This window comes from Alteromonas sp. KUL42, assembly GCF_006538325.1.
GTDB lineage: Bacteria > Pseudomonadota > Gammaproteobacteria > Enterobacterales > Alteromonadaceae > Alteromonas.
Window position 1 is genome coordinate 1 of record NZ_BJKK01000032.1, and the last position, 13,742, is coordinate 13,742.

The following is a 13,742-nucleotide window of genomic DNA, read 5'->3' on the forward strand; positions in this document are numbered from 1 at the left end:
TTTTATCACCGCTGGATAAAAGCCGCCGACTCTAGTTGCCATAAGCGCCAACGACACAGCGCGGCCGAATACTTACAGTTTTAATGAAGATGGCACCATTCAACCCGTTACTCGCACACCTGAGGGCATAAATGGTTTTGCCGCAACTCTCACTTCCAACGATTAATCGATTAATAAGGAACCGTAATGAAAATTGCATTAATGAATGAATTTAGCCAAGCCGCAAAAAATCCTATTGTATTGGAGCAGCTTGAACTTGTTGCAAATGAACAGAACCACCAAGTATTCAATGTGGGGATGGACTCTGACAACGACCACAGGCTAACCTACATACACCTAGGTATTATGGCAAGCCTACTTCTAAACAGTAAAGCTGTTGATTTCGTGGTAACAGGCTGCGGCACAGGCCAAGGTGCATTAATGGCATCTAATGCTTTCCCAGGAGTGGTTTGTGGCTACTGTATCGACCCTTCTGATGCTTATTTGTTTGCACAAATTAACAATGGCAACGCACTGGCTATTCCATTTGCGAAAGGCTTTGGTTGGGGCGCAGAGCTCAATATTCGCTATATGTTTGAAAAAGCGTTTACCGGTGTTAAAGGGCAAGGCTACCCTGCAGAGCGCAAAGAGTCACAAGTAACGAATGCAGGTATATTGAATCAGCTTAAAGCTGATATCGCAAAAGATTACTTGGATGCACTTAAGAGCATAGACAAGGATTTAATTCGTCAAGCGGTTGGCGGCCCGCGTTTTCAAGCGTGTTTCTTTGAGCACTGCCAAGATGATGAAATTGCAACTTTCGTAAAAGCGCATATTTAAACCTTTCAAACACATGTACTAAAGATGTATAGCACTCTGCTGTTAACCGCAGAGTGCTTATTACGCGAGCCTCGCTATTGAGCAAATTCATAAAATCTTCACCCCTTATTATTCTTCATTAATACTGATGCCATTGATACCTGTTTTGTCGGCAGCGAAGCTGTCTCTCTCAAACACATCTCCGTGCAAAATCACTTGGTTAATGTCATTCCACGCGTCAATGGTTTCCAATGGGTTTTGGTTAAGCAGTAATAAATTAGCAACCTTCCCCTCTTCCACCGTGCCATAGTGCTCTTGTAGTTTGAATTGACGAGCATTATTAATGGTCGAGGCTTCTAGAATATCTGACAATGAAATACCAGCGTTTGCCATGGCTTTCATTTCTAAAAATGTAGTTAAGCCCGGTTGATTAGCAAAGCTTGGGCTACCTGGAAAATCAGAACCGAGTAAAATGGGATGCTCTTTGCGATTGAGCATTTGCATGACCTTTTCACCTTTATTAATCCTTCCTGTCAGAAAAATCCGCGCAATCACTTCGTCAGGTAACCCATCAAACCCTTGTCTCATATCATCTTTAAACCAATGGGCTTCTGGTTGGCTGTACCATTCCAGTAGAGGTTTAGGTGTAACCTTCTTAAATTCAGTGGCTTTGTGTGAATTCTCTAGCATCAATTCACCTAAACCGGCAATGACTCGCTGTGTTGGCATATAACCAATGCTTTTTTCTCTAAGCGCATCAAGAATAGTAGCCATTTGAGGTGGTACGTCATTTTCTTTTGCAAACTCATTCCAATTCCACAAACCGTGAGCAATTACATCAACATCATACTCTATGGCTTTTTCATACATATCAACAGCATTGGCATGTGCCAGTACCAATAAATCATACTTAGTCGCAGCGGTTCTAATACGTTTAAGCGTGCTATCAGACAACAAAGGCCAATAACTTTCATTCCCATAACCATCTTCAAAGTAAAGCTTTATACATGTTGCACCGGAAGATGCGATGCGCTGCACTATGGATTCGGGAGAGTTTTCAGTATTTTTACCTGCTTGTTCATCTACTAGGTAGGTAAACATAGTTTTAGAAAGTTCATCGTTTTTTTCTACCAACGGAAATGTATTTTTAGACGCAACGACTTCACATCGGAAGAAATCTGGATGTGCGCTAGTTTCCGTAAATCGAGACCAATTAAGACCTGGGTTGGGATCTAAGACTTGAGTTACGCCATGATATAAAAAGCTTGCCGGCTGCTGTTGATAATAAGCCTCTGCTAGTTCCTGATGCTTTTGTGCAACAGGCTCTACCCCAAACCCCATACCGGGAATTGAGGAAACATGAACGTGGCTGTCCATGATCCCTGGAACTAAATATAACCCTTCACCATCGATAATATTCCTTTGCAATGTCTGCGGCTGTTTATTTGGCTGGTGCTTGTATACCTGATCTGGTGACATAATCGATGTAATTTTGCCACTCGTTATCACTACCGTGGCATTGTGCATTGGCCCACTAAGGTGTGGCGACACAATGCTGATATTTTCGATAATTGTCTGCTCTTGTGAAATGGAAAAGCCATGAAAGAGTATAACGGCTATAAGTACTATGCTACGCATCAGTTATCCTGTAACAAATCAAGCTTAGTATTTAAGCTCATCGTGATTTCTAGAAAACGAAGCTATCACAAAAAATGAAAAAATCGCTAACCGTAAAACGTTACAAGACATTACGTAAAAATACTAACATGCAAGTTGAAAGGTGGGAAAACTACGATCTTTTCATATCGATATGGGGAATATCATCTTCAAGATACATAGTTGAAGTTTCAACAAAACCAAAACTCTCATAAAAATCTTTTAAATACTCTTGGGCCCCTATTTCTATGCTCTGATGTGGCCATAGCAGCTCACATTGCCTTATCGCCTCCCCCATTAAACGCTTACCAGCGCCTTTTCCTCGAAACGACTTGCATGTAGCAACGCGGCCAATGCTAACACTGGGGTAACTAAGCCCTGCTGGTAACAAACGCGCGCACGCGACTAACTCATCGTTTTGAATACCCAGTAAATGACGTGTTTCTGGATGACGATCTTTCTCATCAAGTTCGGGGTAAGGACAGGTTTGCTCGACCACGAAGACATCAACTCGTAGCTTAAACAAATCAAACAGTTCATTGTTTGAGAGCTCTTCAAATTTGAGTGCTTTCCAAGAAACCATATTATCTCTATTTTATTTCTTATTAACAGTACGAAGGTATATGGCTAATGATAATGCCTTAGGCACTTTAAAATACAAGGTTGTATGTGATATCACATATAAAAAAATGGCCTTAAACACATTAAGGCCATAATGTTTTTACCCATGTAACCAGCGCATATTATGATAATGCGCCAAGAGCATTTTTTGCTACTTACTGTTTACACATTAAGTACCTTCATTCAACCTGACAAACTTTTCAGCCAGTTCATCCAAAGACTCCGTGTAGAGCGGGTCAGGCTTAACCACATCAATTGGGCATACTGCTACACAAGTGGGGGCGTCATAATGCCCTACACACTCTGTACAACGAAGAGGGTCAATTTCATACACCTTCTCTCCCATACTAATGGCTTGATTCGGGCACTCAGGCTCACACATATCACAGTTAATACAGGTATCTAGAATTTTTAGCGCCATATTAGCTAGCTGGCTCCGCACTAGTTTTCTGTACTTGCCTGAATGGGTTGCGTGTATCTACACCAGTATCTAAGTTTCGAAGTAACAAGGCAAAATCAAGATCTATATCGCTCGGCACTGGTATACGCACTTGATGTCCAGAACCTTTTGCATCATCAATGGCATTTCCTTTCTTGTCTACCATCTCTGATAATACAAAGGTGATATTGCCATTTGGGGTCATTAGTTCCAGTGAATGGCCAACACAGAACTTATTTTTTACATCAACAATAGCAAAACCGGTTTTGTCACAACGACCAATCACCTCGCCTACAAACTGCTGTTTGTCACTCACTGAATGGCCGTATTCGTAATTCTGATAAGCTTGGTGCACATGACGACGTAAAAAACCTTCGGTATAGCCACGATGCGCCAGTGTTTCCAGACTCGTCATCAAGTTTAAGTCAAACGGTTTTCCAGCCACAGCATCATCAATTGCTTTGCGATAGACTTGCGCTGTGCGCGCACAGTAATAATGTGACTTAGTACGCCCTTCTATCTTCAGGCTGTGAACTCCCATTTGCGTCAAACGTTCAACGTGCTGAACTGCGCGTAAATCCTTTGAATTCATAATATAGGTGCCGTGCTCATCCTCAAATGCAGGCATTAATTCACCGGGCTTTTCTTTTTCTTCCAGCATAAAGACTTCTGAAGACGGCGCACCTAATCCCAACGTGGGAGTGATGTTTTCAACATCGATACTCTTCGGCGTAGCGATATTCACACCGGTTTTGCTCACATTAGCTTCTACGATGTCGCCTGTTTCATTTTCTGTTGCAGATTTGACATCATAAGACCACCGGCACGCATTTGTACAAGTGCCTTGATTAGGATCTCGTTTATTCATGTAACCTGACAGCAAACAGCGGCCAGAATACGCCATACATAGTGCGCCATGAACAAATACTTCAAGTTCCATTTCTGGCACTTCCTGACGAATAACCTCAATTTCTTCTAACGATAATTCTCTAGATAGAATAACGCGCTCAATACCCTGCTTTTGCCAAAATTTAACCGTTGCATAGTTCACCGCGTTGGCTTGCACACTCAAATGAATAGGCATAGAGGAATAAGCTTCTCGCACTAACATGATAAGACCGGGGTCAGACATAATTAACGCATCAGGCTGCATGGCAATTACAGGTTCTATGTCTTTTAAATACGTTTTAATTTTGCTGTTGTGCGGTGCGATATTACTGACCACATAAAACTTCTTACCTTTAGCATGAGCTTCTTTTATACCGACAGCCAAGTTTTCAAGGCTAAATTCATTATTTCGGACTCGCAAAGAATAACGGGGTTGCCCTGCATATACGGCGTCGGCACCATAAGCAAAAGCATAGCGCATATTGCGAAGGCTTCCTGCTGGGGCTAATAATTCAGGGGCTATCGACAACTGTGACGAAGATGGTGATTGAGTGTGTGACTGCATAAATAAACCGCTACTAGACGCTTTAATAAAAGTCGGCGGATTCTAGTAACCCCTTCACGCTACCACAACCCCTACTTAACATCGCTTTGATTAAGATCAAAATATTGACCTATTGCTCATTAGCTCGGGCAGTATGTTTAAGTCAATAAGTGCTAATTCCTAGCATTTAGATACTTATTGTTGCCCAGTGCTTCTTTGACGTATCCAATAAACTGTTTCACTTTTTCTTGATTGTAACGCCCTTCTAAACTCACCGCTTGAATGGGTAGTATGGCATCTTCATAGTCAGTCAATACGCTAACCAATTCTCCAGAAGCCAGTTCATCAGCAACCTGATAAGACATGCATCGGGTAACACCAAAACCGTGTTTCACTGCTTCAATAGCACTTCTGTTTTGGTTGCACTGATATCGGGGTTTAACTTTGATTGCCTGAGCCTTGCCCTCTTTGTGATATGTCCATACCGCAGGTTCGTTAAAGCTCGTCGGGTACACAATGCTATGGTGCTTGAGATCTTCAGGAGTGTGAATTGGATGATTGTTTGCAAGGTATTGAGGTGTCGTACAAGTGACTCTTCCCACATAGCCTACCGTAGTGGCGTACAACGACGAATCTTTGGGTTTACCGATGCGAATGGCAACATCAATATTGTGCTCGATTAAATCAATAATATGATCATACATATAAGCATTTACGCTCACTTGAGGAAAGTCGACCAAGAATTTAGCAATGATTGGCGTAATATAGCGCTCGCCAAATAAGATTGGCGCCGTAACATTAATCTCACCCGCCGGCGCTAAATGCGCCCCAGTGACTTTGGCCTCTAGTGCTTTTAAGTCTTCTAGAAGTCGTTTGGCTTCAACTAAATAAAGTCTTCCCGCTTCTGTCAATCTAATACGGCGGGTGGTTCTATGAAAAAGCTTAGTGTTCAACGTCGTTTCAAGTGCTGAAACCGCACGGGTTGCCGCTGGCGCGGAAATAGACAACGACTCAGCCGCACTCGCAAAGCCATTATTTGCTTCAACGGCAATAAACACCTTCATTGCAAACAGTTTATCCATTGTATCTCCTTCAGAGTCGCGCAGTTGTTCAAACATAACGCTTCGATGAGCTAGTGCTTCTTACTCTTCATCTACTACACCTCAAATCAAATAATTACAATAATTGAAATAATATTTTTCAAATAAAGCCAATTATAAGCAATTAAAGAAACAATATGATGTAGAGGTAAGCAGTAAGGGGAGGTTCGGAATTATCACATAACTCCCATTGAATATTAAACTAACTATACGAGGAAGTCGTCATGCCGCAACAAACGCAAACAGAAGCAAATATTACGCTATATCATCATCCTAAATCAGGTCATTGCCACAAAGTCGCGCTTTTCATGCACCTGCTTGATATCCCTTTTGAAGCAGTAATCCCTGATATGGCAGCTGGAGAACACAAAGACGACGCATTTTTAGCACTCAATCCCTTTGGTCAAGTGCCTGTTATTATAGATAACAATACCGCTGTCTCTGACTCTAATGCGATATTGATTTACCTTGCGACTTCCTATGCAAGCGATCCGAACCAATGGCTTGGTAGCACTCCCACAGAACGCGCGAATATTCAGCGCTGGTTTTCTGTCGCTGCTGGTGAATTGGCCCGCGGCCCAGCACTGGCACGCTTAGAGAGTGTGTTTGGAGCAACAATTGATGCTACCAGTGCCTTGGCTGCTTCAACGGCATTACTTAGCACCATGGAAAGCCATCTAGCCAAACAACAATCCCCTTTCTTAGTGAGCAACCGACTTACTGCTGCAGATGTTGCGATGTACAGCTACGTAGCTCACGCTCCTGAAGGTGGTATTTCTCTTGATAAATATCCCACACTTAACAAATGGATCGCCACTATTGAATCAACCCCGGGCTTTGTTCCAATGCCAAGCTCTGACATACCAGAAGTAAGAGCGTAACTATGAAATTCCTTCACTCCCCAAAAGACGATAACAGTGTATTTCACAAGGGCGAAGTATTTGCTCAAAACACCCTAGGTTTAGCATCAACTATTGCTAAAAATACACAGGGCTTTATTCGCCCTTTTATGCCAAAGCAACACAGAGATTTCTTCGCATCAGGCCCTTTTATGATGTTAGGATTACTTGACGCTACAGGTCATCCAGTTGCACTGCCAATTTGGGGAGTTGAGGGGTTTGTTCAATCTCCTTCTGAAACACGCTTAGTACTCTCCTTAGCACCGTCGTCAAGGCACCTCATAGAAACCCAACTTGATCTAGACTGTCGCCAAGGCAGCAAGTTTGGGTTAGTTGGTGTTGAGTTAGCTACACGTAGACGAAATCGTCTAAATGGCGTAATAGGCCATCGCTGTGACGAATTGTTTCAATTAGACGTAGAACAGAGCTTTGGTAATTGCCCACAGTACATACACAAACGCCAAACGTTAGCAGAGCAGCAATCAACCGAAGGTTCAGTAGCCACATTTTCACAACTGGAATATCGGTATGGATTACCCACTGACGTTTCAAGCACAATCACTAATGCAGACACCTTTTATATCGCGTCTCGTCACAACCGTCTAGGTAACCATGCCAAGGAAGGTATCGATGTATCACATCGCGGTGGAAAGCCTGGTTTTATACACGTTGAAAACAGTCAGTTACTCATCCCCGATTTCAGTGGGAATAAGTTTTTTAATACTTTAGGTAATATTCAACTAGACAGTCGCGTAGGTCTTTGCTTCATTGATGATATAACAGGAACACTCTTTATTCTGAAAGGAAAGGCTGAAATTTTGTGGGATACCGCCACACTACCGAACTACGAAGGCGCTGAGCGATTTCTTCGCATAGATGTTAATCATACTTATATTGTGCGAGGTGCTTACCCTTACCGTCACACCATTAGTGAGTACTCAAAATCTGTTGAGAGAACAGGCGCGTGGAGTGCTCTATAATATGAGATGGAAAGCTTAGGAATATGAAGTACGGCATAAACGCCTAGATACCAATGATAAATCGGCTGACTGATGTGCTTCCCTGTTTACTATTAACTAAGACGGTAGAGTGAAGTACACCACCAACGGATTTGATCATTCGCTTAGACGCCGTATTAGAGGTATAACAATGCACGTGGAGATGCTTTGTACTGTTGCTTTGTTGATGATGTGGCTGTGTTGCTTTAGCAGAGTCACTCCCTGAAACTGGCTCACCAATTCCCTGTTCTGACGCTATTTCACACACCCATTTCAGCAATAAGTGACTTAGCCCTTTCCTTCTGCATGAAGGTCTAATTCCCACGCCGACGTGTCCACCAACATGGGCTATAACGGTGTTCAAATATTGCCGTAAATTAGCTACACCCAATAGGGTATTACCACAAACTAGCCAGTACGTGGTGCTTGCTACATAGCCATCTGGTAAATTAACACCTTGCCGAAAATCTTCTACACGCGCCAGATATGCTTGAAAATCAGTAGCATCAAAATCTAAAACAAACGGGTAGCGCTCTTCATTGCCTAACTCAACAATATATTCATGATAGCTTGACTCAAAATGCGCAGACGGCGTAACAAGTTGATACGTCACGCCACCAATACAACATTGTTTTAACGCCTCAGAAGTCCCCATTGACGAAACTATTACCAGGTTAAATCATCAGGAATTTCATAATCGGCATACCAGTCGTCTTCGTCTTCATCTTTTCCGTCGTTTCCGCTCTTATCTAAGTCAGCACGGTAAATTATCGACGCCTCGTCACGCTGTGCAATTTTGTCTGCCACAGGTGTTGGTACTAACTCATAGGCATCGTCAAGTAATACAACGGTTAAACGCCCTTTAGTGACTTGTTTGTGCATGTCTTCACTGACATACATGCGTTTAACCACATTGTCATGGGTAAAGTTTAACACTGTATCACCGCTTCGGGTTTGCTTATTAACGGTAATAAGTTGGCGTACTTGCGCAGCAATTGAACGCTTTTCCCGCTCTTGCTGTTGTAGCTGATTGAGCTCGCGAGAGCGCGCTTTTTTCTCTTCAGCCGCTTGTTGTGCAGCAAGCGCCGTCTCGTCAATAACTGGTTGTTTTTGTTTATTTTTCTGCTTTTGCTTTTTGCGCTTATCTGCACGCGCTTGCTTAGCGGACGCTTTGTCTGCCAAGCCCGCTTTTAATAGCTGATCTTGAAGTGAAGCCATATCTGAATCTCTACCACTTTGATGGATTTCGGGATAACTCGAATCTGAATTTCTGCAATTTTGTAAAACAGTAATCTAGTAAAATAATAAGCCCGAGTAAACTCGGGCTTATTTTAATGTATGTAACGCCGTGTATTCGACAACTATTTTTTCGCTTTCGCCTTAGTTGACGCTTTTTTGTCCGCTTGTTCTTGCCACTTACCGTTGTCATACCATGCAGACCACCCTGTCGCTTTACCGCTGTCATTTTCAGACATCACATATTGCTGTTTGGTCTTTCTGCTGTAGCGAACTATTGCAGGGTTACCATCAGGGTCGGTTTGTGGCGCGTCGGCCAAATAATAGAATTTCGGCGAAATTCTGTCCCTAAACCGAGCAAGTTCTTCCACTTTCGGCGCACGTGTTTCACGTGATTTAGGGAAATTATGTGCCGCTAAGAAAATACCCGAAGCGCCATCACGTAACATAAAGTGCGCGTCAGATTTCTCACACGGTAATTCTGGTAAATCAACGGGATCTTCTTTTGGTGGCGCAGCTTCACCATTACGCAATAACTTACGTGTATTTTTACACTCATCGTTAGTACAGCCGAAGTATTTGCCAAAGCGACCGTTTTTCAGCTCCATGTCGCTGCCACACTTATCACACTCGATAATTGGGCCATCGTACCCTTTAATTTTAAAGGTACCCGACTCGACCAACGTACCATCACATGTTGGAGTATTACCACAAACGTGTAACTTGCGCGTCTCATCAACAAGGTAGCTGTCCATCGCAGTACCACACTTAGGACAACGCTTCTTAGAGCGCAATGCTTCGGTTTCTAACTCTTCCTCATCATCCACCTTAACCACTTCATCGCCAGGTGTCAGATTCATGGTGTTGGTGCAGCGCTCTTTAGGTGGCAGATTATAACCAGAACATCCCAAGAAAACGCCCGTCGAGGCTGTGCGTACGTTCATTTCACGGCCGCACTTATCACAATTAATGCCAGCGGGAACCGCCTGATTTAGACGCATACCGCCTTCTTCAGGGTCTTTTTCAGCATTGAGTAATTTACCGTAAAAGCCACTATAGAAATCGTTTAGAACGTCTTTCCAATTCTTATTGCCTTCTGCAATATCATCAAGCTGTTGTTCCATGTTCGCGGTAAAATCGAAGCTCATCAAATCGTCAAAGTTTTCCATTAAGCGGTCATTGACGATCTCACCCATTTTTTCCGCATAAAAACGTTTGTTTTCAAGACGCACATAACCACGGTCTTGAATGGTAGAGATAATACTCGCGTAGGTTGACGGGCGACCAATGCCACGCTTTTCTAACTCTTTCACCAATGATGCTTCATTGAAACGCGCTACCGGTTTGGTGAAGTGCTGCTTAGGATCTAGCGCATTGAGGTTAAGCACATCGCCTTTTTGCACGTCAGGCAGCATCAATTCTTCATCGCCTTTCTTGCGCAACTGCGACTGTACACGTGTCCAACCGTCAAATTTAAGCACGCGGCCTTTCGCGGTTAATTCATAGTCACCTGCTGCAACTTTAATGGTCGTTGCATCGTATTTTGCAGGTGTCATTTGACACGCAACAAATTGACGCCAAATCAACTCATACAAACGCTGCGCATCGCGCTCCATGTCGCCTAAACTTGCTGCGCTAATATTCACATTTGACGGACGAATGGCTTCGTGCGCTTCCTGTGCACCTTCTTTGCTGCCATAGCGAATAGGCGATTCAGGCAAATACTTGTTGCCAAAATTATCAGAGATATAGGCGCGAGCGCTGTCTAGGGCTTCTTGACTCAAATTGGTTGAGTCTGTACGCATGTAAGTGATGTAACCAGCTTCGTAAAGGCGCTGTGCCATCATCATGGTTTTCTTTACACCAAAACCCAACCGCGTGCTGGCGGCCTGCTGTAATGTAGACGTGATAAACGGCGCTGACGGACGGCTTTGCGTGGGTTTAGATTCGCGACTTTCAACTGTGTAAGCCGCATTTTCTAGGGCCGCTAATGCCATGTCGGTTTCAGCTTTGTTTTTCGGCTTGAAGGCATTGCCCTGATATTTGGCAACCAGCATGCGTAGTGCGTCTTTACCTTTACTGGTGAGATCGGCGTGAACATCCCAAAACTCTTCGGGAACAAATGCTTTAATTTCGCGCTCACGCTCGACAACCAAGCGCACAGCCACAGATTGCACGCGACCTGCCGACAAACCTCGGGCAACTTTCTTCCACAACAATGGAGAAACCATAAAGCCCACTACACGGTCTAAGAATCGACGGGCTTGTTGTGCATTAACACGTGAAATGTTTAGCTCACCGGGTGATGAGAACGCATCTTGAATCGCGTTTTTGGTGATTTCGTTAAATACAACACGCTGATAAGTTTTGTCTTTCTTACCCAATAGTTCTTGTAAGTGCCATGCAATAGCCTCTCCCTCGCGGTCCAAATCGGTTGCGAGATAGATAGTGTCGGCGTCTTTAGCAAGCTTTTTAAGTTCGTTAACAACTTTCTCTTTACCTTGCAGCACCTGATAGTGTGCTTGCCAATCTTTTTCAGGATCGACACCCATCCTATCAACCAGCTTCAAATACTCGTGACGGCGAAGGTACTCTTGTCTTTCTTCTTCGCTCAATGCTTTGAGTTCTTTTGCCGGTTTTTTAGGTTCGACTTTGCCTAACGCCTTCGTAGGAAGATCACGAACATGGCCAACCGAACTTTTTACAATAAAATTTTTACCGAGATATTTATTTATCGTTTTCGCTTTGGCTGGTGACTCGACTATGACCAGTGATTTTGCCATATAATTGAACTAAACCTATTGATTTAAAATGACTATTTACGTCAAATACTGAAAATTGGAGCAACCTCTTACTCTTTATAGGGTACCCGCTCTTTTTTAACATATATCTACAAAGTGAATGGAAAACAAGATCTTCTTCATACTTATTCTTTTCTCTGCTTCAAACGCGAGCAAAAACTGTACACTTTATAACCAGCGCGATTGGCTTTGCCTTTAAAAGCCGTATAATGCCAGCCATTCCAACCTAACCCAAAGCCGATTTTGGGGTAATAAAAAGTGCATCGTTTGCCTTGCCAACTATTCACTTAGGGTAGTGGTCAAACGCCAAAACACAAATAATGAGGGAAAGTATGAAGCAGTTTGAAGTTAACTTTGACGGCCTAGTTGGCCCAACCCATAACTATGCCGGATTATCGTTTGGCAATGTTGCTTCACTCAACAATGCAAATGCAGTGAGTAGTCCAAAGCAAGCAGCCAAACAGGGGCTTGCCAAAGCAAAAGCGCTTTCAGACATGGGTATGGTCCAAGGGGTTTTGGCCCCGCAAGAACGCCCCGACATTGCGGCTCTTCGTCGTTTAGGCTTTACCGGCTCAGATGCACGAGTGCTAGAAAGCGCTGCAAAGCAATCTCGCGAGATTTTCTTAGCATGTTGCTCTGCTAGTAGCATGTGGACGGCAAATGCTGCCACGGTGTCTCCTAGCGCCGATACTGCTGATGGTCGTGTTCACTTTACCCCTGCTAACCTCACTAACAAGTTTCACCGCTCATTAGAGCCACGTGTTACCGGTAATATTTTGCGCGGTACGTTTGCCAACGAGAAACACTTTGCTCATCACCTTCATTTGCCAGACAATGAACACTTTGGCGACGAAGGCGCTGCTAATCATACGCGCTTATGCAGCAACTACGGTCAAGCAGGTGTGGAATTATTTGTGTATGGTCGCCACGCTTTTGACACCAGCAAACCTGCACCGAAAAAGTACCCAGCACGTCAAACTCTCGAGGCATGCCAAGCTGTGGCGAGACTTCACGGATTAGATGACGACGGCGTGGTGTACATGCAGCAAAACCCAGACGTTATCGACCAAGGTGTATTCCACAACGACGTTATAGCCGTAGGAAACCAAAACGTTTTGTTCTTCCACGAGCAAGCGTTTTATCAAAAGGAAGCGGGCCTAAAAGAGCTTCAGGCCAAGTTTGGTGAAGAGCCACTACATTTTATCGAAGTACCTACCGATGAAGTTTCTGTGCTAGATGCGGTTAAAACATACTTGTTCAACACGCAGATAATTACCCTTCCTAGTGGTGAAATGACCATTATTGCGCCCACTGAGTGCGAAGAAAATGACGCCGTTAAACGCTATTTAGACAAAGTGGTAACGCTTGGTACCCCCATTAAGTCAGTTAACTACTTTGATGTTAAACAAAGTATGCGTAACGGCGGTGGCCCTGCTTGCTTACGTCTGCGCGTTGCTATGAACGATCAAGAATTGGCGGCCGTTAACCAAAATACACTTATTAACGATGCTCAATTTGCGCGATTAAATGCGTGGGTAGACAAACACTATCGCGACCAATTAACCGAAGACGACCTTCGCGATCCTCAATTACTTATTGAATCTCGCACAGCTTTAGACGAACTCACTCAGCTACTAAAATTAGGTTCTGTGTATCCGTTCCAACAAGACTAGCGAATATTTTGTTGTCTACTTCAAACGTCGAGTAGGCACCTTCAACATTTGCTAATGTAGGTATAAAAAGAAAGCCGGCAGGTGTTAAC

The 13,742-nt window shown here is 43.6% G+C and carries 12 protein-coding genes; 4 read left to right on the forward strand and 8 right to left on the reverse strand.

Annotated elements, in window-relative coordinates; all coding sequences use genetic code 11:
- Positions 1–186: 186 nt before the first annotated feature.
- On the forward strand, positions 187–819 hold the full coding sequence (locus EYR97_RS21530; protein ID WP_131095812.1) for an RpiB/LacA/LacB family sugar-phosphate isomerase: 633 nt from the start codon (positions 187–189) through the stop codon (positions 817–819).
- 108 nt (positions 820–927) lie between these two features.
- Here EYR97_RS21530 and EYR97_RS21535 read toward each other — a convergent pair whose 3' ends face one another.
- The 5 genes from EYR97_RS21535 to EYR97_RS21555 all read right to left on the reverse strand — a co-directional run bounded on the left by EYR97_RS21535 (position 928) and on the right by EYR97_RS21555 (position 6,028).
- On the reverse strand, positions 928–2,436 hold the full coding sequence (locus EYR97_RS21535; RefSeq protein WP_131095813.1) for an amidohydrolase family protein: 1,509 nt from the start codon (positions 2,434–2,436) through the stop codon (positions 928–930).
- A 151-nt stretch (positions 2,437–2,587) separates the two neighbouring features.
- A complete protein-coding gene (locus tag EYR97_RS21540; protein ID WP_131095814.1) occupies positions 2,588–3,037 on the reverse strand; it encodes a GNAT family N-acetyltransferase in 450 nt (149 codons plus the stop codon).
- A 207-nt stretch (positions 3,038–3,244) separates the two neighbouring features.
- Positions 3,245–3,496: a YfhL family 4Fe-4S dicluster ferredoxin gene (locus EYR97_RS21545; protein WP_131095815.1), complete on the reverse strand. Its 252-nt coding sequence runs from the start codon at positions 3,494–3,496 to the stop codon at positions 3,245–3,247.
- Position 3,497: 1 nt separating this feature from the next.
- The gene (gene yegQ / locus EYR97_RS21550; protein WP_131095816.1) at positions 3,498–4,967 is read right to left on the reverse strand and encodes a tRNA 5-hydroxyuridine modification protein YegQ; all 1,470 of its coding nucleotides are present in this window, start codon (positions 4,965–4,967) and stop codon (positions 3,498–3,500) included.
- A 152-nt stretch (positions 4,968–5,119) separates the two neighbouring features.
- The gene (locus EYR97_RS21555) at positions 5,120–6,028 is read right to left on the reverse strand and encodes a LysR family transcriptional regulator (protein WP_242635158.1); all 909 of its coding nucleotides are present in this window, start codon (positions 6,026–6,028) and stop codon (positions 5,120–5,122) included.
- A gap of 242 nt (positions 6,029–6,270) precedes the next feature.
- Between EYR97_RS21555 and EYR97_RS21560 the strand changes: the two genes are divergently transcribed.
- Complete coding sequence (locus EYR97_RS21560; protein ID WP_131095817.1) at positions 6,271–6,927, forward strand: glutathione S-transferase family protein; 657 nt, start codon at positions 6,271–6,273, stop codon at positions 6,925–6,927.
- A 2-nt stretch (positions 6,928–6,929) separates the two neighbouring features.
- Positions 6,930–7,925 carry a pyridoxamine 5'-phosphate oxidase family protein gene (locus EYR97_RS21565; protein ID WP_131095818.1) on the forward strand — a complete coding sequence of 332 codons (996 nt, stop codon included), beginning with the start codon at positions 6,930–6,932 and terminating at the stop codon, positions 7,923–7,925.
- Positions 7,926–7,968: 43 nt separating this feature from the next.
- On the opposite strand, the gene EYR97_RS21570 is transcribed toward EYR97_RS21565, so the two are convergent.
- The 3 genes from EYR97_RS21570 to topA all read right to left on the reverse strand — a co-directional run bounded on the left by EYR97_RS21570 (position 7,969) and on the right by topA (position 11,962).
- Positions 7,969–8,598, reverse strand: a complete 630-nt coding sequence (locus EYR97_RS21570; RefSeq protein WP_131095819.1) for a GNAT family N-acetyltransferase — start codon at positions 8,596–8,598, stop codon at positions 7,969–7,971.
- 11 nt (positions 8,599–8,609) lie between these two features.
- Positions 8,610–9,161 (reverse strand): DUF2058 domain-containing protein, encoded by a 552-nt coding sequence (locus EYR97_RS21575; protein WP_131095820.1) that lies wholly within the window; start codon positions 9,159–9,161, stop codon positions 8,610–8,612.
- A gap of 143 nt (positions 9,162–9,304) precedes the next feature.
- Entirely contained in the window at positions 9,305–11,962 is a 2,658-nt protein-coding gene (gene topA, locus EYR97_RS21580) for a type I DNA topoisomerase (protein ID WP_131095821.1), read from the reverse strand.
- A 350-nt stretch (positions 11,963–12,312) separates the two neighbouring features.
- Between topA and astB the strand changes: the two genes are divergently transcribed.
- Positions 12,313–13,653, forward strand: coding sequence for an N-succinylarginine dihydrolase (gene astB, locus EYR97_RS21585; protein WP_131095822.1), 1,341 nt, complete (start codon positions 12,313–12,315; stop codon positions 13,651–13,653).
- The last annotated feature ends 89 nt before the right edge of the window (positions 13,654–13,742 follow it).

Coding starts and splice junctions, on each gene's coding strand:
- EYR97_RS21545 (WP_131095815.1), bottom strand. CDS start 3,496: ATGGCGCTAAAAATTCTAGATACCTGTATTAACTGTGATATGTGTGAG.
- EYR97_RS21530 (WP_131095812.1), top strand. CDS start 187: ATGAAAATTGCATTAATGAATGAATTTAGCCAAGCCGCAAAAAATCCT.
- EYR97_RS21555 (WP_242635158.1), bottom strand. CDS start 6,028: ATGGATAAACTGTTTGCAATGAAGGTGTTTATTGCCGTTGAAGCAAAT.
- EYR97_RS21560 (WP_131095817.1), top strand. CDS start 6,271: ATGCCGCAACAAACGCAAACAGAAGCAAATATTACGCTATATCATCAT.
- astB (WP_131095822.1), top strand. CDS start 12,313: ATGAAGCAGTTTGAAGTTAACTTTGACGGCCTAGTTGGCCCAACCCAT.
- EYR97_RS21565 (WP_131095818.1), top strand. CDS start 6,930: ATGAAATTCCTTCACTCCCCAAAAGACGATAACAGTGTATTTCACAAG.
- topA (WP_131095821.1), bottom strand. CDS start 11,962: ATGGCAAAATCACTGGTCATAGTCGAGTCACCAGCCAAAGCGAAAACG.
- EYR97_RS21535 (WP_131095813.1), bottom strand. CDS start 2,436: ATGCGTAGCATAGTACTTATAGCCGTTATACTCTTTCATGGCTTTTCC.
- EYR97_RS21575 (WP_131095820.1), bottom strand. CDS start 9,161: ATGGCTTCACTTCAAGATCAGCTATTAAAAGCGGGCTTGGCAGACAAA.
- EYR97_RS21540 (WP_131095814.1), bottom strand. CDS start 3,037: ATGGTTTCTTGGAAAGCACTCAAATTTGAAGAGCTCTCAAACAATGAA.
- yegQ (WP_131095816.1), bottom strand. CDS start 4,967: ATGCAGTCACACACTCAATCACCATCTTCGTCACAGTTGTCGATAGCC.
- EYR97_RS21570 (WP_131095819.1), bottom strand. CDS start 8,598: ATGGGGACTTCTGAGGCGTTAAAACAATGTTGTATTGGTGGCGTGACG.